This window comes from Geopseudomonas aromaticivorans (assembly GCF_019097855.1).
Lineage (GTDB): Bacteria > Pseudomonadota > Gammaproteobacteria > Pseudomonadales > Pseudomonadaceae > Geopseudomonas > Geopseudomonas aromaticivorans.
Window position 1 is genome coordinate 138,554 of record NZ_JAHRGL010000071.1, and the last position, 16,930, is coordinate 155,483.

Annotated in this window: 16 protein-coding genes; 5 read left to right on the forward strand and 11 right to left on the reverse strand. The window is 67.3% G+C overall.

What is annotated here, in order from left to right:
- Positions 1–20 precede the first annotated feature (20 nt).
- A complete protein-coding gene (locus KRX52_RS19175) occupies positions 21–989 on the reverse strand; it encodes a polyprenyl synthetase family protein (protein ID WP_217683324.1) in 969 nt (322 codons plus the stop codon).
- Positions 990–1,232: 243 nt separating this feature from the next.
- Between KRX52_RS19175 and rplU the strand changes: the two genes are divergently transcribed.
- The 5 genes from rplU (at position 1,233) to KRX52_RS19200 (ending at position 4,808) form a co-directional block, all read left to right on the forward strand.
- Positions 1,233–1,544, forward strand: coding sequence for a 50S ribosomal protein L21 (gene rplU / locus KRX52_RS19180; RefSeq protein WP_217683325.1), 312 nt, complete (start codon positions 1,233–1,235; stop codon positions 1,542–1,544).
- Between the two features lie 25 nt (positions 1,545–1,569).
- On the forward strand, positions 1,570–1,827 hold the full coding sequence (gene rpmA / locus KRX52_RS19185) for a 50S ribosomal protein L27 (RefSeq protein ID WP_217683326.1): 258 nt from the start codon (positions 1,570–1,572) through the stop codon (positions 1,825–1,827).
- A 97-nt stretch (positions 1,828–1,924) separates the two neighbouring features.
- Positions 1,925–3,148, forward strand: a complete 1,224-nt coding sequence (gene cgtA / locus KRX52_RS19190) for an Obg family GTPase CgtA (protein ID WP_217683327.1) — start codon at positions 1,925–1,927, stop codon at positions 3,146–3,148.
- Positions 3,149–3,210: 62 nt separating this feature from the next.
- Positions 3,211–4,329: a glutamate 5-kinase gene (proB, locus tag KRX52_RS19195; RefSeq protein ID WP_217683328.1), complete on the forward strand. Its 1,119-nt coding sequence runs from the start codon at positions 3,211–3,213 to the stop codon at positions 4,327–4,329.
- Between the two features lie 8 nt (positions 4,330–4,337).
- Entirely contained in the window at positions 4,338–4,808 is a 471-nt protein-coding gene (locus tag KRX52_RS19200; protein WP_217683329.1) for a CreA family protein, read from the forward strand.
- A gap of 191 nt (positions 4,809–4,999) precedes the next feature.
- On the opposite strand, the gene nuoN is transcribed toward KRX52_RS19200, so the two are convergent.
- The 10 genes from nuoN to nuoE all read right to left on the reverse strand — a co-directional run bounded on the left by nuoN (position 5,000) and on the right by nuoE (position 16,930).
- The gene (nuoN, locus tag KRX52_RS19205; protein WP_217683330.1) at positions 5,000–6,457 is read right to left on the reverse strand and encodes an NADH-quinone oxidoreductase subunit NuoN; all 1,458 of its coding nucleotides are present in this window, start codon (positions 6,455–6,457) and stop codon (positions 5,000–5,002) included.
- A gap of 8 nt (positions 6,458–6,465) precedes the next feature.
- Entirely contained in the window at positions 6,466–7,992 is a 1,527-nt protein-coding gene (gene nuoM / locus KRX52_RS19210; protein ID WP_217683331.1) for an NADH-quinone oxidoreductase subunit M, read from the reverse strand.
- A gap of 15 nt (positions 7,993–8,007) precedes the next feature.
- On the reverse strand, positions 8,008–9,858 hold the full coding sequence (gene nuoL / locus KRX52_RS19215; protein WP_217683332.1) for an NADH-quinone oxidoreductase subunit L: 1,851 nt from the start codon (positions 9,856–9,858) through the stop codon (positions 8,008–8,010).
- Positions 9,855–10,163, reverse strand: a complete 309-nt coding sequence (gene nuoK, locus KRX52_RS19220; RefSeq protein WP_217683333.1) for an NADH-quinone oxidoreductase subunit NuoK — start codon at positions 10,161–10,163, stop codon at positions 9,855–9,857. Before nuoK ends, nuoL begins: the two co-directional genes overlap by 4 nt.
- Complete coding sequence (gene nuoJ / locus KRX52_RS19225; RefSeq protein WP_217683334.1) at positions 10,160–10,669, reverse strand: NADH-quinone oxidoreductase subunit J; 510 nt, start codon at positions 10,667–10,669, stop codon at positions 10,160–10,162. The genes nuoK and nuoJ overlap by 4 nt, the downstream gene beginning before the upstream one ends.
- A 14-nt stretch (positions 10,670–10,683) precedes the next feature.
- A complete protein-coding gene (nuoI, locus tag KRX52_RS19230; protein WP_217683335.1) occupies positions 10,684–11,232 on the reverse strand; it encodes an NADH-quinone oxidoreductase subunit NuoI in 549 nt (182 codons plus the stop codon).
- 11 nt (positions 11,233–11,243) lie between these two features.
- Positions 11,244–12,233: an NADH-quinone oxidoreductase subunit NuoH gene (nuoH, locus tag KRX52_RS19235; protein WP_217683336.1), complete on the reverse strand. Its 990-nt coding sequence runs from the start codon at positions 12,231–12,233 to the stop codon at positions 11,244–11,246.
- A complete protein-coding gene (nuoG, locus tag KRX52_RS19240) occupies positions 12,230–14,938 on the reverse strand; it encodes an NADH-quinone oxidoreductase subunit NuoG (protein WP_217683337.1) in 2,709 nt (902 codons plus the stop codon). Before nuoG ends, nuoH begins: the two co-directional genes overlap by 4 nt.
- A gap of 148 nt (positions 14,939–15,086) precedes the next feature.
- Positions 15,087–16,439, reverse strand: a complete 1,353-nt coding sequence (gene nuoF / locus KRX52_RS19245; RefSeq protein WP_217683338.1) for an NADH-quinone oxidoreductase subunit NuoF — start codon at positions 16,437–16,439, stop codon at positions 15,087–15,089.
- Positions 16,436–16,930: an NADH-quinone oxidoreductase subunit NuoE gene (nuoE, locus tag KRX52_RS19250; protein ID WP_217683339.1), complete on the reverse strand. Its 495-nt coding sequence runs from the start codon at positions 16,928–16,930 to the stop codon at positions 16,436–16,438. The genes nuoF and nuoE overlap by 4 nt, the downstream gene beginning before the upstream one ends.

Sequence of the window (16,930 nt, forward strand, 5' to 3'; positions counted from 1 at the left end):
TTTTGTCGACTGCCGGAATCTCAGTGGGTGCGGGCGACGGCGAACTCGGTCAGCGCCACCAGCGCCTCGCGGTACTCGCTGGGCGGCAGGGCCTCCAGGCAGGCGATGGCGCGGGCCGCGTAGTCGCGGGCGAGCTGGGCGGTGTAGTCCAGGGCGCCGGACGCTTCCACTGCGGCGAGGATGCCTTCGAGGTCCTCGATGCCGCCCTGCTGGATGGCCTTGCGCACCAGGGCCGCCTGTTCGGGCGTGCCTTCACGCATGGCGTAGATCAGCGGCAGGGTGGGCTTGCCTTCGGCCAGGTCGTCGCCGACGTTCTTGCCCAGGGTGGCGGCGTCGCCGCGGTAGTCGAGCAGGTCGTCGACCAGCTGGAAGGCGATGCCCAGGGCGTCGCCGTAGGTGCGCAGCGCCTCGGCCTGTGCGGCGCTGGCACCAGACAGCAGCGCGGCGCTGTGGGTGGACGCCTCGAACAGCATCGCGGTCTTGCCGCGGATGACTTCCATGTAGATCTCTTCGGTGGTGCTGGCGTCGCGCACCTTGGACAGCTGCAGCACTTCGCCCTCGGCGATCACCCGGGTGGCCTGGGAGATCACCTGCATTACCGGCAGGGAGCCCAGCTCGACCATCATCTCGAAGGAGCGCGCATAAAGGAAGTCGCCGACCAGCACGCTGGGCGCGTTGCCCCACAGGGCGTTGGCGGTGGAGCGGCCGCGGCGCAGGGAGGACTTGTCGACCACGTCGTCGTGCAGCAGGGTCGAGGTGTGCAGGAACTCGATGGTGGCGGCCAGCAGGTTGAGGCGCTCGCCGCGCTGGCCGAGGGCGTTGCCGGCCAGCAGCACCAGCAGCGGACGCAGGCGCTTGCCGCCGGCGGAAACGATGTAGTCGCCGATCTTCGCCACCAGGGGCACGCGGGAGGTCAGGCGGCGACGGATGATCTCGTCGACGGCGGTGAAATCGTCCGCCACCACGCGGTAAAAGACCTGGGGTTGCATCAGCGGTCAAGGCTCCTCTAAGGTTGCGCGGCATGCTAGGTGCCGGGTCTGGCACTGTCAAGGCGGGCCAGGGGCGCACTTGCCTGGCCGCACGGCATTGCGTACAATCCCCGGCCCGAACTTCCCTGGCACTCCCTGCCTTACGCAATTGCATCGACGACCTTGTTCCGGCGTCATGCAGCCATGCTGGCCAATAACTCCTTCACTAAAGCGCCAGGTGAGCAGGTCTAACGGAGACATTCCATGTACGCAGTAATTGTTACCGGCGGCAAGCAGTACAAAGTCGCTGAAGGCGAATTCCTCAAGATTGAAAAGCTCGACGTAGCCACCGGCGAAAGCGTTGCTTTCGACCAGGTTCTGCTGGTTGCCAATGGCGACGACGTGCAGATCGGCGCGCCGGTCGTGGCGGGTGCCAAAGTCACCGCCGAAGTGATCGCCCAGGGCCGTCACGACAAGGTGACCATCATCAAGTTCCGTCGCCGCAAGCACCACATGAAGCGTCAGGGCCACCGTCAGTGGTTCACTGAAATCAAGATCACCGGCATTCAGGCCTGATCCCTTTTTCTGGAGATATTGACTCATGGCACACAAAAAAGCTGGCGGTTCTACCCGCAACGGTCGCGACTCAGAAGCTAAACGCCTTGGCGTGAAGATGTACGGTAGCCAGGCTGCAGTAGCCGGCAACATCCTCGTGCGTCAGCGCGGCACCAAGTTCCACGCCGGTGTCGGCGTGGGCATGGGCAAGGACCACACCCTGTTCGCCAAGGTGAACGGCGTGGTCAAGTTCGAGACCAAGGGCGCCTTCGGTCGCAAATACGTGAGCGTCGTGGCCAACTGACCACCCGCTTGCTGAAAAAGCCCTGTCTGCCGACAGGGCTTTTTTGTTTGTAATATCCCAAGCTTTAATAACCCGCCAGGCGCGGGAGGCGTTACCCATGAAATTCGTCGATGAAGTGTCCATCCATGTGCAGGCCGGTGACGGTGGCAACGGCTGCATGAGTTTTCGCCGCGAAAAATTCGTGCCCAATGGTGGTCCGGATGGCGGCGACGGCGGTGACGGCGGCTCGATCTGGCTCGAGGCCGACAGCAACCTCAACACCCTGGTGGATTATCGCTACACCCGCCGTTTCAACGCCCAGCGCGGGCAGAACGGCGGCAGCAAGGACTGCACCGGGAGCAAGGGTGAAGACATGACCCTGCCGGTGCCGGTCGGCACCACGGTGATCGATGCCGGAACCCAGGAAATCATCGGCGACCTGACCAAAGACGGTCAGCGCCTGCTGGTGGCGATGGGCGGCTGGCACGGTCTGGGCAATACCCGCTTCAAGTCCAGCACCAACCGTGCGCCGCGGCAGACCAGCCATGGCAAGCCGGGCGATGCACGTGACCTCAAGCTGGAGCTCAAGGTGCTGGCCGACGTCGGCCTGCTCGGCATGCCCAATGCCGGCAAGAGCACCCTGATCCGCGCGGTATCCGCCGCCAAGCCCAAGGTCGCCGACTACCCGTTCACCACCCTGGTGCCGAACCTCGGCGTGGTCAGCGTTGACCGCATGAAGAGCTTCGTGATCGCCGACATTCCCGGTCTGATCGAGGGCGCCGCCGAAGGTGCCGGCCTGGGGATCCGCTTCCTCAAGCACCTGGCGCGTACCCGCCTGCTGCTGCACCTCGTCGACATGGCGCCGCTGGACGAGTCCGATCCGGCCGAAGCCGCCGCGGCGATCATCAACGAGCTGGGACGCTTCAGTCCGGCGCTGACCCAGCGCGACCGCTGGCTGGTGCTCAACAAGGCCGACCAGCTGCTCGATGACGAGCGCGAGGAGCGCATGCGCGAAGTGATCGCGCGGCTCGACTGGAAGGGCCCGGTGTACGTGATCTCCGCGCTGGAGCGCGAAGGCACCAACCAGCTGTGCCACGACATCATGCGCTACATCGACGAGCGTACCCTGCGCATTGCCGAGGACCCGGCGTTCGCCGAGGCCGTGGCCGCGCTGGATCAGCAGATCGAGGACGAGGCGCGCGCCCGTCTGCAGGAGCTCGACGACGCGCGGGCGCTGCGCCGCACCGGGGTCAAGAGTGCCGCGGCGCTGGAAGACGAGGACGACGACTTCGACGACGAAGAGGATGACGGCGACGGGCCGGAAATCATCTACGTCCGCTGACGTCCGAGTGACGCGGGGCCGCCTGCGGCCCCTGATCAAGCCTGATTGCAAGGTTGCAGAACATGCGTGAGAAGGTGAGCAAGGCCCGCCGCTGGGTGGTGAAGATCGGCAGCGCGCTGCTGACCGCCGACGGCCGCGGCCTCGACCGCGACGCCATGGCGGTGTGGGTCGAACAGATGGTGGCGCTGCGGCGCGCCGGGGTGGAACTGGTGCTGGTGTCCTCCGGGGCGGTGGCGGCGGGGATGAGCCGGCTGGGCTGGAGTGCCCGGCCGACCACCATCCACCAGCTGCAGGCCGCGGCCGCGGTGGGCCAGATGGGCCTGATCCAGGCCTGGGAGTCGAGCTTCGCCGAGCACGAGCTGCAGACCGCCCAGGTGCTGCTGACCCACGACGACCTGTCCGATCGCAAGCGCTACCTCAACGCGCGCAGCACCCTGCGCACCCTGGTCGACCTCGGCGTGATCCCGGTGATCAACGAGAACGACACCGTGGTCACCGACGAGATCCGCTTCGGCGACAACGACACCCTGGCCGCGCTGGTGGCCAACCTGGTGGAAGCCGACCTGCTGGTGATCCTCACCGACCGCGACGGCATGTTCGACGCCGACCCGCGGCACAACCCCGATGCCCAGCTGATCTTCGAGGCGCGCGCCGACGATCCGGCGCTCGACGCGGTGGCCGGAGGTACCGGTGGAGCCCTGGGCCGCGGCGGCATGCAGACCAAGCTGCGCGCGGCGCGTCTGGCCGCGCGTTCGGGGGCCAACACCATCATCGTCGGCGGACGCATCGAGCAGGTGCTGGACCGCCTCAAGGCGGGCGAGCGCCTCGGCACCCTGCTGACCCCCGAGCGTGGCCGACATGCCGCGCGCAAGCAGTGGCTGGCCGGCCACCTGCAGACCCGCGGCACCCTGGAGCTGGACGCCGGTGCGGTGCGCGCGCTGGTCGAGCAGCGCAAGAGCCTGCTGCCGGTCGGCGTCACCGCCGTGGACGGCAACTTCCGCCGCGGAGAGATGGTGGTCTGCGTCGGTCCGGATGGCCAGGAGGTGGCGCGCGGCCTGGTCAACTACAGTGCCGCCGATGCCCAGCGCATCATCGGCCTGAGCACCGAAGCCATCGAGCAGGAACTCGGCTACATCGACGAGCCGGAACTGGTGCATCGCGACAACCTGGTGCGGGTATGAGGATGGCCATGCACAAGCTGCTCAAGCCGCTGACTGCGACCCTGGCGCTGCTTGCCGCCGGCGCTCAGGCCGAGACCATCGGCGAAGTGTCCACGGTGTTCAAGCTGCTTGGCCCCAACCACAAGATCGTCGTCGAGGCGTTCGACGATCCCCAGGTGGAAGGGGTGACCTGCTACCTGTCGCGGGCCAAGACCGGCGGCATCAAGGGCGGCCTGGGCCTGGCCGAGGACCGCGCCGAGGCGTCGATCGCCTGTCGGCAGGTCGGACCGATCCGCTTCCGCGAGCCGCTGGAAGACGGCGAGGAGGTGTTCAAGGAGCGCACCTCGCTGGTGTTCAAGACCATGCAGGTGGTGCGTTTCTTCGACGAGAAGCGCAACACGCTGGTGTACATGGTCTACAGCGACCGCATCATCGAAGGTAGTCCGCAGAACTCGGTCACCGCCATCCCGATCCTGCCTTGGACGAAAGCGGCGAACTGATTCCGATACCGTAGGGTGGGTTAGGCCGCAGGCCGTAACCCACCGAGCCGGCCGCCAGGCCGGCCATGGCGATGCCTGCGGCATCGATGGTGGGTTACGCCGCGGCGCGGCTGACCCACCCTACAGAGACAGCAGAAACAAAAAAGCCGGTCGGGGTAACCCGACCGGCTTTTTTGCGTCCGCGTTTCCCGTCAGAAACCGACGTTCTGCACCAGCGCCAGCAGCGGCTGCGGGTAGACGCCGAGCAGCAGGGTCAGACCGGCGACCACCAGCAGCATGATGCCGCCGGCGCGCTGGGCCCACTGCAGCGGCGCGTCGCGGCGCTGCAGGCTGGGCTCGACGAGGAACAGGGTGACCATCACCCGCAGGTAGTAGAACACCGCGATGGCGCTGCCGAGGATCAGGGTGCCGAGCAGCCACCACTGCTGGCTTTCGACACCGGCGGCGACCACGTAGAACTTGCCGATGAAGCCGGCGGTCAGCGGGATGCCGGCCAGCGACAGCATCATGGTGGCCAGCACCGCGGTCAGGTACGGGCGGCGCCAGAACAGGCCGCGGTACTCGAACAGCGCGTCACAGTCGCGGCCCTGATAGGGCGTCGACATCAGGGTGATCACGCCGAAGGCGCCGAGGCTGGTCAGCACGTAGGTGAACAGGTAGACGCCGATGGCCTCGGTGGCGATGCCCTTGCTGGCGATCAGGGCAATCAGCAGGTAACCGAAGTGGGCGATCGACGAGTAACCGAGCAGGCGCTTGAGGTTGCTCTGCAGCAGCGCCAGCAGGTTGCCGACCAGGATCGAGGCGATCGCCAGCAGGCTCAGCAGGTTGCCCAGCCAGCCGTCGGCGAAGGCCGGGGAGAGCTGGTACAGGCGCAGCAGCACGGCGAACACGGCGACCTTGCTGGCGGTGGCGAGGAACGCCGACACCGGCGCCGGGGCGCCCTCGTAGACGTCCGGGGTCCACAGATGGAAGGGCGCCAGCGACAGCTTGAAGGCCAGGCCGATCAGCATCATGCCGACGCCGATCTGCACCAGCTGGGCCGGTGCGCCAGCGGCCAGCGTGGCACCGATGGCGGTGAAGCTCAGGCTGCCGGATTCGGCGTACAGCAGGGCCATGCCGAACAGCAGGAAGGCGCTGCCGGCGGCCGACAGCACCATGTACTTGATGCCGGCTTCCAGCGAGCGACGGTTGAAGAAGGCGTAGGCGATCAGGCCGTAGGTCGGTACCGACAGCAGCTCCAGGCCGATGAACAGGCCAGCCAGGTGCTGGGCGCTGACCAGCACCATACCGCCGGCGCAGGCCAGCAGCATCAGCAGGTACAGCTCCTCGCGGTTGCCCGGGTAGCCCTTGCCCGACGCCCCGCCCAGGTAGGCGTGGGTCAGGGTCAGGCAGGCCAGGGTGGCGGCGAGGATCACCGCGCTGTAGAAGGCGGCGAAGCTGTCGATGCGCAGCAGCGGGGTGACCTCCAGCGGCGCCACGCCGAGGGCGGGGATCAGCGACAGCAGGGCCAGGTTGAGGCCGACCACCGAGAGCAGGAAGGTCTGGCTGTGATTGCGTTTCCAGGCGATCGCCAGCATCACGACGACGGCGGTGGCACCGGTGACCAGCAGCGGCAGCAGGGCGGTCAGGTGTTGAGTAGTGAATTCCATAGCGCTAATTACCTGGCCTCAAGTTGTGAGAGGGCGGCGCCCAGCCATTGCTGTACGCCCTGCATGCTGGCGGCCGAGGTGTCGAGCACCGGCTGCGGGTAGACACCCAGCAGGATCAGCAGCACGGCCAGGCCGAGGACCATGACCAGTTCGCGGGCCTTGAGGCCGGGCAGGGCGGTTTCTGCCTTGGCCTGGCCGAAGTAGGCGCGATGGATCATGCACAGCGAATAGACCGAGCCGAACACCAGGCCGGTGGCGGCCAGCACGGCGATCCACGGCTGGACCTGGAAGGTGCCGAGCAGGACCAGGATCTCGCCGACGAAGTTGCCGGTGCCGGGCAGGCCCAGCGCCGCGGCGGCGAAGAACAGGCTGATCGCCGGCAGCCACGGCATGCGTCCCCAGATGCCGCCCATCGCGCGCAGGTCGCGGGTGTGCAGGCGCTCGTAGAGCTGGCCGCAGAGGATGAACAGCGCCGCGGCGGACAGGCCGTGGGCGATCATCTGCACCACCGCACCCTGCAGCGCCATCAGGCTGCCGGAGTAGATGGCGATCAGGATGAAGCCCATGTGCGACACGCTGGAGTAGGCCACCAGGCGCTTGATGTCGGTCTGCGCGAAGGCCAGCAGGGCGCCGTAGATGATGGCGAACACGCCGAGGCCCATGGCGATCGGCGCGAACTGCGCCGAGGCGTCAGGGAACAGCGGCAGGCAGAAGCGGATCAGGCCGTAGGCCGCAGTCTTCAGCAGGATACCGGCCAGGTCCACGGAGCCGGCGGTCGGCGCCTGGGCATGGGCGTCCGGCAGCCAGGAGTGCAGCGGCACCACCGGAAACTTCACCGCGAAGGCGATGAAGAAGCCGAGCATCAGCAGGTACTCGGTGCCCGACGCCAGTTCGGTCTGCAGCAGGTCGGCGTAGCCGAAGGTCAGCACGCCGGTCTGGCTGTAGTGGATGAACGCCAGGGCGAGGATCGCCACCAGCATGATCAGGCCGCTGGCCTGGGTGTAGATGAAGAACTTGGTGGCGGCGGTGATGCGGCTCTTGCCGCTGCTGCCGCTGTGACCCCAGAGCGCGATGAGGAAGTACATCGGCACCAGCATCATTTCCCAGAAGAAGAAGAACAGGAACAGGTCGATGGCGAGGAACACGCCGACCACCGCGCCGAGGATCCACAGCAGGTTGAGGTGGAAGAAGCCGACGCGCTTGGTGATCTCGTTCCACGAGCAGAGCACCGAGAGCACGCCGAGCAGGCCGGTGAGCACGATCATCAGGATCGACAGACCGTCCAGCGCCAGGTGGATGGAGATGCCGAAGCGCTCGATCCACGGGACCTGGAACTCGCTGGCCCAGGCCGGTGCGGCGCCCGGCGCCGGGGCCAGGCTGAAGTCGGCGGAGCCCCACAGCCACAGGCCGAGGACCAGCAGCAGGGACATGCTCAGCAGCGCGATCCAGCGCGGCAGGGCGGCGCCGAAGCGCTCGGCCTGCCAGCACAGCAGGCCGCCGATGAAGGGAATCAGGATTAGCCAGGGCAGAATCATGACGGGCCGTTTTCCTTAATTCAGAAGCAGAAGAGCAGCGAGCACGAACACGGCCCCGCCGACGATGGAGGTGGCGTACCAGCGCAGGTTGCCGGTTTCGCTGCGGCGCAGGGCGACGTGGCTACCTCGGGCCAGCAGCGGCAGCAGACCGATGCTGGCGTCGATGGGATCGCGACCGAGCAGGCGGCAGAGCAGCAGGTAGGGCTGCACGAACAGCTTGTCGTACAGCCAGTCGAAGCCCCAGGCGGCGAACCACCAGGCCGACAGGAAGCGACCCGGCGCGCTTTGCGCCACGGCGGTCACCAGGCTGCGCTTGCCGAGGAACAGCAGGGCGGCGAGGACGATGCCGAGGATGGCGATGGCGCCGGAGACGAGCTCCAGGCTGTGCTGGGCTTCGCCGCCGGCATGACCGACGCTCTGCGGCAGCACGCCGTCCAGTGGCGGGGTGATCAGCGCGCCGACCACGGTGGACAGCACGATCAGCACCGCCAGCGGCAGGTTGTGGGCAATGCCGTGGCCAGCATGCGCCTCGGTCTTCGCCTCGCCATGGAAGGCGATGAAGATCAGCCGGAAGGTGTACAGCGAGGTCATGAACGCACCGGCCAGACCGGCGTAGAGCAGGCCGCTGTGACCGCTTGCGAAGGCTTCCCAGAGGATCTCGTCCTTGGAGTAGAAGCCGGCGGTGATCAGCGGCAGGGCGGCCAGGGCCGCGCCGCCGACGATGAAGCTGGCATAGGCCAGCGGCAGCTTCTTCCACAGGCCGCCCATCTTGAAGATGTTCTGCTCGTGGTGGCAGGCGTGGATCACCGAGCCGGAGGCGAGGAACAGCAGGGCCTTGAAGAAGGCGTGGGTCATCAGGTGGAAGATCGCCGCCTCCCAGGCACCGACGCCGAGGGCGAGGAACATGTAGCCGATCTGGCTCATGGTCGAGTAGGCGAGGATGCGCTTGATGTCGGTCTGCACCAGCGCGGCGAAGCCGGCCAGCACCAGGGTCACGCCGCCGACGATGCCGACCAGCTCGAGGATCTCCGGGGTGAGCAGGAACAGGCCGTTGGTGCGCGCGATCAGGTAGACGCCGGCGGTGACCATGGTCGCCGCGTGGATCAGCGCCGACACCGGGGTCGGGCCGGCCATGGCGTCGGCCAGCCAGGTCTGCAGCGGCAGCTGGGCGGACTTGCCGACCGCGCCGCCGAGCAGCATCAGGGTGGCCAGCCACAGCCAGGTGTCGCCCGCCACGTACTTCTGCGGCGCCAGCACCAGCAGTTCCTGGATGTTCAGCGTGCCCAGGTTGAGCAGCAGGATGAACAGGCCGATGGCCATGAACACGTCGCCGATGCGGGTGACGATGAAGGCCTTGAGCGCGGCGTTACCGTTGTTCGGGTTGCTGTAGTAGAAGCCGATCAGCAGGTACGAGCACAGGCCCACGCCTTCCCAGCCGAAGTAGAGGAACAGCAGGTTGTCGCCGAGCACCAGGAACAGCATGCTGGCGATGAACAGGTTGGTGTAGGCGAAGAAGCGCGAGTAGCCCTCCTCGCCGCGCATGTACCAGCTGGCGAACAGGTGGATCAGGAAGCCGACGCCGGTGACCACGCCGAGCATGGTGACCGACAGACCGTCCAGATACAGGGTGAAGTTCGGCGCGAAGCCGGCGACGTTCATCCACTGCCACAGCAGCTGGGTGTACACGCCACCTTCCGGCGGCGCGACGTTGAACTGCCAGATGACCCAGGCGGCGGTGAGCGCCGACAGGCCCACCGAGCCGACGCCGATCAGCGCGGCCAGGTTCTCGGACAGACGGCCGCGCGAGAAGGCCAGCAGCAGCCAGCCAAGCAGCGGAAACAGACAGGTGAGGAATAGTAGGTTCATCCGCGCATCTCGCTGGCAGCGTCGATATCGAGGGTATTGAAGCGGCGATACAGCTGCAGCAGGATCGCCAGGCCGATACTGGCCTCGGCGGCGGCCAGGGTGATCACCAGAATGAACAGGATCTGGCCGTCAGCCTGGATCCAGCGACTGCCGGCGACCACGAAGGCCAGCGCGCAGGCGTTCATCATGATTTCCAGGCTCATCAGCACGAACAGGATGTTGCGCCGCACCATCAGGCCGACCAGGCCGAGGCTGAACAGCACGGCGGCCAGAGCCAGGCCGTGCTCCATGGGAATCGCATTCATGCGGTGGGCTCCTTGGCTTCGTGGCGGCCGAGGTGGTAGGCGGCGACCAGGGCTGCCAGCAGCAGCATGGACGCCAGCTCCACCGCCAGCAGGTAGGGACCGTACAGGTGGGTGCCGACGGCCTTGGCGTCGATGGTCGACAGGCCGATGGCGGCACCGCTGGAGTTGCCCAGCAGCACATACAGCAGCAGGGCCAGCATGGCCGCGGAGAGCAGCCCCGGACCGATCCACACGCCGGGGGTGAGCCACTGGCGTTCCTGATCGGCGGTGGCCGGGCCGAGGTTGAGCATCATCACCACGAACACGAACAGCACCATGATGGCGCCGGCGTAGACGATGATCTCCAGCACGCCGGCGAACGGCGCGCCGAGGCTGAAGAAGGTCATCGACACGGCCAGCAGCGAAACCACCAGGTAGAGCAGGGCGTGCACCGGGTTGGTGTGGGTGATCACCCGCAGGGTGGACGCCACGGCCACCCCGGCGGCGAAATAGAAGGCGAATTCCATCTTTCTTCCGTCCTTTAAGGCAGCAGGCCTTTCACGTTGATCGGCTCGGCCTCGTTCTGCGCGGCGCCTTTCGGCTTGCCGGCAACAGCCATGCCGGCGACGCGGTAGAAGTTGTACTCCGGGTTCTTGCCCGGGCCCGAGATCAGCAGGTCTTCCTTCTCGTAGACCAGATCCTGGCGCTTGTACTCGGCCATCTCGAAGTCCGGGGTGAGCTGGATCGCGGTGGTCGGGCAGGCTTCCTCGCACATGCCGCAGAAGATGCAGCGCGAGAAGTTGATGCGGAAGAACTCCGGATACCAGCGCCCGTCGTCCTTCTCGGCCTTCTGCAGCGAGATGCAGCCCACCGGGCAGGCCACCGCGCACAGGTTGCAGGCCACGCAGCGCTCCTCGCCGTCGGGGTCGCGGGTCAGCACGATGCGGCCGCGATAGCGCGGCGGCAGGTACACGGGCTCTTCCGGATACTGCAGGGTGTCGCGCTTGCGGAAGGCGTGGGAAAACACCATCACCAGGCTGCGCAGTTGGGTCCAGGTGCCGTAAAGCACCTCGCCAATGTATTTGAACATCGTCTTTCTCCTTACTGGGCAGCCAGCACCAGGGTGGCGGTCACCAGCAGGTTGAGCAGGGTCAGCGGCAGGCAGAACTTCCAGCCGAAGGCCATCATCTGGTCATAGCGTGGGCGCGGGAGGGAGGCGCGCAGCAGGATGAACAGCATGATGAAGAAGGCGGTCTTCAGGGCGAACCAGATGAACGACAGCTGCGGCAGGATGCCGAACGGGCCGTGCCAGCCGCCGAAGAACAGGGTCACCAGCAGCGCCGACACCAGCACGATGCCGATGTACTCGCCGACGAAGAACATGCCCCACTTCATCCCCGCGTACTCGATGTGGTAGCCGTCGGCCAGCTCCTGCTCGGCCTCCGGCTGGTCGAACGGGTGACGGTGGGTCACCGCGACGCCAGCGATGAAGAAGGTGCAGAAGCCGAAGAACTGCGGAATGATGAACCACAGGTTCTGCGCCTGGTAGTCGACGATGTCGCGCATGTTGAACGAGCCGACCTGGGCGACGATGCCCATCAGCGACAGGCCGAGGAACACCTCGTAGGACAGCGTCTGCGCCGAGGCGCGCAGGGCGCCGAGCAGGGCGAACTTGTTGTTGCTCGACCAGCCGGCGAACAGCACCGCGTACACGGTCAGGCCGGCCATGGCGAAGAAGAACAGCAGGCCGATGTTCAGGTCGGCCACGCCCCAGGTCTCGGTCACCGGGATCACCGAGAAGCCGATCAGCAGCGCACTCATGGCGACGATCGGCGCCAGGGTGAAGATCAGCTTGTCGGCGAACGGCGGGGTCCAGTCCTCCTTGAAGAACATCTTCAGCATGTCCGCGGCAATCTGGAACATGCCGTAGGGCCCGACTCGATTGGGACCGTGGCGATCCTGCCAGAGGCCGAGCAGGCGGCGCTCGACGAAGCTGAGCAGGGCGCCGCAGACCACCACGGCCAGCAGGATGACGATGGCCTTGAGCACGGCGACGATCGCCGCGATCACTTCCGGTGTGAACCAGCTCATTGCGCAACCTCCTGCAGGGCTTCGGCGAACAGCTTGCCGGTCAGCGGCGGGATGCCGTCGAAGCCGCTGGGCAGGCCGAGCAGACCGCTGGCCAGCTCCGCGTCGACGCGCAGCGGCAGGCGCAGGGTCTGCCCGCCGAGGGTGAAGCCGAGCAGGGCGCCGTCGTTGAGGCCCAGGCGCGCGGCATCCTCGCTGCCGAGGGCGACGTAGGCAGCCTGGATGCGCTCCTGCACCGGCGCGGCGCGCGAGGAGGTCTCGTCGCTGCCGAAGATGTGGTGCAGGGCGACGACCTGCCAGCGACCGGCAGCGCCGACCTGGGCCGCCGGGACGGCGAACCAGTCGAGGCGATCGGCCGGGGCGTCGAACAGGCGCACGCCCGGATCGCCGGCGCGCAGGTGGCCGCCGACTTCGTCCTGGAACTTGTTCCAGGCCTGCGGCGAGTTCCAGCCCGGCGACCAGGCGAAGGGGATCTGCTGACGGTCTTCGACGCTGCCCGAGTAGCCTTCCATGGAGAAGGCGAAGGCGCTGTCCTGGTCCTGCGGCTGGCGCGGCTCGTGCACGCTGATGTTGGCGCGCATCGAGGTGCGGCCGCTGTAGCGCAGCGGTTCGCGGGCCAGCTTGAGGCCCTTGATGCGGAACGCGGCGGTCGGCGCGGCGTCCTTGATGCCGGCCAGCTCCGGCTGCACGGCGGCGCAGGCGGCGGTGACTTGGTCCAGCTGGGTCCAGTCGACCGGCTGGCCCTGCAGGGTGCTGTGCAGGGCGTGCAGCCAGCGCCAGCCCTCGCGCACCAGGTTGTCGGCGTTGTAGTAACTGGCGTCGAACACCTGGAAGAAGCGCTGGGCGCGGCCTTCCTGGCTGACCAGGGTGCCGTCGCCTTCGGCGAAGCTGGCCGCCGGCAACACCAGCTGGGCGCGGGCGCTGGTAGCGGTGTGCTGGTGGTCGGCAACGATCAGCACCTTGGCGGCGTTGAGTGCGGCGTCCACCTTGGCCTGCTCGGCGCGGCGGTAGAGGTCGTTCTCCAGCACCACCAGGGCATCGGCCTGGCCGGAAGTCAGGGCGTCCAGCGCGGCGTCGAGCGACTCGCCACCGAGCAGGGTCAGGCCGAGGCTGTTGGCCTCGCTGGCGACCAGGCTGATGCCGGCGTTCTTCTCGCGCTGCTTGAGGGCCTTGGCGATGTTGCCGGCAGCCTCGAGCAGTGCCTTGGAGTTCAGCGAAGCGCCGGCGACGATCAGCGGGCGCTGGCCGGCCAGCAGGGCGGCGGCGATGCGCGCGGCGAGGGCAGCGGCTTCGGCGTCGAGGCCGGCCACGGCCGGGGCGCTCGGGTCGATGGCGTGGGCCACGGCGAAGCCGAGGCGGGCCAGATCGTCCGGCGCGGCGTGCACGCACTCCTCGGCGGCGTCATCCAGGCGGGTGCTGGTGACGCTGGCGATGAACAGCGGGTTGCGCGCCTTCTGGGCGACGTTCTGCACGGCCAGCTGGTGCCACTCGGGGATGCGCGCCGCGGCGGCGATCTCGGTGGCCTTGCCCTTGGTCGCCTGGCGCAGGGCCAGGGCGATGCGCGGGGCGGTCTGGGTGAGGTCCTCGCCGAGCACGAACACGGCGTCGAAGTCCTCGAGTTCGCGCAGCGACGGCGTCGGCAGCGGGCCGTTGTCCAGCAGCTGGCGGATCAGGCGCAGGTTTTCCAGCTCGCTGGCGGCGATGCCGCTGTAGAAGTTGCCGGCGCCGACCAGTTCGCGCAGGGCGAAGTTGCTTTCCAGGCTGGCGCGCGGCGAACCGATGCCGATCACCTTCTTGCCCTTGAGCAGTTCGGCGGCCTGGTCCAGCGCAGCGTCGATGCCCAGCGTGGCGTTGCCCAGCAGCGGCTGGCGTGGACGGTCGCTGCGGTTGACGTAGCCGTAGCCGAAGCGGCCGCGGTCGCACAGGAAGTAGTGGTTCACCGCGCCGTTGAAGCGGTTCTCGATGCGGCGGATCTCGCCGTAGCGCTCGCCCGGGCTGGTGTTGCAGCCGACGCTGCACTGCTGGCAGATGCTCGGCGCGAACTGCATGTCCCACTTGCGGTTGTAGCGCTCGGAGTGGGTCTTGTCGGTGAACACGCCGGTCGGGCAGACCTCGACCAAGTTGCCGGAGAACTCGCTCTCCAGCACGCCGTCCTCGACGCGGCCGAAGTAGACGTTGTCGTGGGCGCCGTAGACGCCCAGGTCCTCACCGCCGGCGTAGTCCTTGTAGTAGCGCACGCAGCGGTAGCAGGCGATGCAGCGGTTCATCTCGTGGGCGATGAACGGGCCAAGCTCCTGGTTCTGGTGGGTGCGCTTGGTGAAGCGGTAGCGGCGCTTGTTGTGGCCGGTCATCACCGTCATGTCCTGCAGGTGACAGTGGCCGCCTTCCTCGCACACCGGGCAGTCGTGCGGGTGGTTGGTCATCAGCCATTCGACGACGCTTTCGCGGAACTGCTTGGCTTCCTCGTCGTCGATGGAGATCCAGGTCTTGTCGCTGGCGGGCGTCATGCAGGACATGACGATGCGCCCGCGGGTGTCGTTCTCGTCGTTGTACTGCTTCACCGCGCACTGGCGGCAGGCACCGACGCTGCCCAGCGCCGGGTGCCAGCAGAAGTAGGGAATGTCGAGACCGAGGGACAGACAGGCCTGCAACAGGTTGTCTGAGCCGTCGACGTCGTACGAATTGCCGTCTACGTGGATGGTGGCCATGGTTCAGGTTTCTTCTTTGCCCGCTCGCGCGGACTGGCTAATGGAATTCCGTGGTGCCTCGCGCCCGTGGGCGGGAGGCGCCGGGGGCGGGGAAATGCGCGTACTGCACAACATCCCGCTTCCCGGCTCCGATCCGTGTGGCGGCGCCTCAGGCGCCCGCTATCTGTACCGCTGCGCCGCGCGGCGCACTGCCCGGGGCCACGCCGGCCTCGAACTCGGCGCGGAAGTACTTGATCGCGCTGCCCAGCGGCTCCACCGCACCCGGTGCATGGGCACAGAAGGTGCGGCCGGGGCCGAGGAAGTTGACCAGCCCCAGCAGGGTCTCGATGTCCTCGGCGCTGCCCTGGCCGCGCTCCAGCGCGCGGAGCATCTTCACGCTCCACGGCAGGCCGTCGCGGCACGGGGTGCACCAGCCGCAGGATTCGCGGGCGAAGAACTCTTCCATGTTGCGCAGCAGCGAGACCATGTTGACGGTGTGGTCGACGGCCAGGGCCAGACCGGTACCCATGCGGGTGCCGACCTTGCCGATGCCGGCGCTGTGCATCGACGCCGACAGGTGTTCGGGCAGCAGGAAGCCGGTGCCGGCGCCGCCGGGCTGCCAGCACTTGAGCTGGTAGCCGTCGCGCATGCCGCCGGCGTAGTCCTCGAACAGCTCCTGGGCGGTGATGCCGAACGGCAGCTCCCAGATGCCGGGATTCTTCACCTTGCCGGAGAAGCCCATCAGCTTGGTGCCGTGGTCGCCGCTACCTTCGCGAGCGAGGGAGTGGTACCACTTGACGCCGTTGCCGATGATCGCCGGCACGTTGCACAGCGATTCGACGTTGTTGACGCAGGTCGGCTTGCCCCACACGCCGACCGCCGCCGGAAACGGCGGCTTGGCCCGCGGGTTGGCGCGGCGGCCTTCCAGCGAGTTGATCAGCGCGGTTTCCTCGCCGCAGATGTAGCGCCCGGCGCCGGTGTGCACGAACAACTCGAAGTCGAAGCCTGAGCCGAGGATGTTCTTGCCCAGCAGGCCGGCGGCCTTGGCTTCCTCGATGGCGCGGTTGAGGTTGGCGGCGGCGTCGACGTACTCGCCGCGCAGGAAGATGTAGCCGCGATAGGCCTTGAGCGCGCGCGCGCTGATCAGCATGCCCTCGATCAGCAGGTGCGGCAGCTGCTCCATCAGCAGGCGGTCCTTCCAGGTGTTGGGCTCCATCTCGTCCGCGTTGCACAGCAGGTAGCGGGTCTTGATGGACTCGTCGGCCGGCATCAGGCTCCACTTCACCCCGGTGGGGAAGCCGGCGCCGCCGCGGCCCTTGAGGCCGGACTCCTTGACCTCGTGGACGATGTCCGCCTCGGCCATGTCCTTGAGCGCCTTGCGCGCGGCGGCGTAGCCGTCCTTGCGCTGGTATTCGTCGAGCCACACCGGCTGGGCGTCGTCGCGCAGGCGCCAGGTCAGCGGGTGGGTTTCCGGCGTGCGGGCGACGGTGTTGAGCGGACCGATGGAGGTCAGGGTCTTCATGCGTAGTCCTCCAGCAGCTGGCCGACGGTAGCGGCGCTGACGTTGCCGAAGGTGTCGTCGTCGATCATCAGCGCCGGCGCCTTGTCGCAGTTGCCCAGGCAGCACACGGGCAGCAGGGTGAAGCGATTGTCGGCGGTGGTCTGGCCGGGGGCGATGCCCAGCTGCTGCTGGATGGCGCCGAGCACCGACTCGTGGCCGCCGATGAAGCAGGTCATGCTGTCGCAGACGCGGATGATGTGGCGACCGACCGGCTGGCGGAAGATCTGGCTGTAGAAGGTGGCCACGCCCTCGACGTCGCTCGCCGGGATGCCGAGCACCGCGGCAATCGCGTGGATGGCGCCGTCCGGCACCCAGCCGCGCTGCTTCTGGACGATCTTCAGCGCTTCGATGGACGCCGCGCGCGGGTCCTCGTAGTGGTGCATTTCGTGCTCGATGGCCGAGCGCTCGGTCTCGCTGAGGGCGAAACGGTCAGTCTGGATAAGGGTGCTCAT

Excerpts from the sequence above, each read along its gene's own strand:
- KRX52_RS19175 (WP_217683324.1), bottom strand. The coding sequence starts at position 989 with ATGCAACCCCAGGTCTTTTACCGCGTGGTGGCGGACGATTTCACCGCC.
- rplU (WP_217683325.1), top strand. The coding sequence starts at position 1,233 with ATGTACGCAGTAATTGTTACCGGCGGCAAGCAGTACAAAGTCGCTGAA.
- rpmA (WP_217683326.1), top strand. The coding sequence starts at position 1,570 with ATGGCACACAAAAAAGCTGGCGGTTCTACCCGCAACGGTCGCGACTCA.
- cgtA (WP_217683327.1), top strand. The coding sequence starts at position 1,925 with ATGAAATTCGTCGATGAAGTGTCCATCCATGTGCAGGCCGGTGACGGT.
- proB (WP_217683328.1), top strand. The coding sequence starts at position 3,211 with ATGCGTGAGAAGGTGAGCAAGGCCCGCCGCTGGGTGGTGAAGATCGGC.
- KRX52_RS19200 (WP_217683329.1), top strand. The coding sequence starts at position 4,338 with ATGCACAAGCTGCTCAAGCCGCTGACTGCGACCCTGGCGCTGCTTGCC.
- nuoN (WP_217683330.1), bottom strand. The coding sequence starts at position 6,457 with ATGGAATTCACTACTCAACACCTGACCGCCCTGCTGCCGCTGCTGGTC.
- nuoM (WP_217683331.1), bottom strand. The coding sequence starts at position 7,992 with ATGATTCTGCCCTGGCTAATCCTGATTCCCTTCATCGGCGGCCTGCTG.
- nuoL (WP_217683332.1), bottom strand. The coding sequence starts at position 9,858 with ATGAACCTACTATTCCTCACCTGTCTGTTTCCGCTGCTTGGCTGGCTG.
- nuoK (WP_217683333.1), bottom strand. The coding sequence starts at position 10,163 with ATGAATGCGATTCCCATGGAGCACGGCCTGGCTCTGGCCGCCGTGCTG.
- nuoJ (WP_217683334.1), bottom strand. The coding sequence starts at position 10,669 with ATGGAATTCGCCTTCTATTTCGCCGCCGGGGTGGCCGTGGCGTCCACC.
- nuoI (WP_217683335.1), bottom strand. The coding sequence starts at position 11,232 with ATGTTCAAATACATTGGCGAGGTGCTTTACGGCACCTGGACCCAACTG.
- nuoH (WP_217683336.1), bottom strand. The coding sequence starts at position 12,233 with ATGAGCTGGTTCACACCGGAAGTGATCGCGGCGATCGTCGCCGTGCTC.
- nuoG (WP_217683337.1), bottom strand. The coding sequence starts at position 14,938 with ATGGCCACCATCCACGTAGACGGCAATTCGTACGACGTCGACGGCTCA.
- nuoF (WP_217683338.1), bottom strand. The coding sequence starts at position 16,439 with ATGAAGACCCTGACCTCCATCGGTCCGCTCAACACCGTCGCCCGCACG.
- nuoE (WP_217683339.1), bottom strand. The coding sequence starts at position 16,930 with ATGAGCACCCTTATCCAGACTGACCGTTTCGCCCTCAGCGAGACCGAG.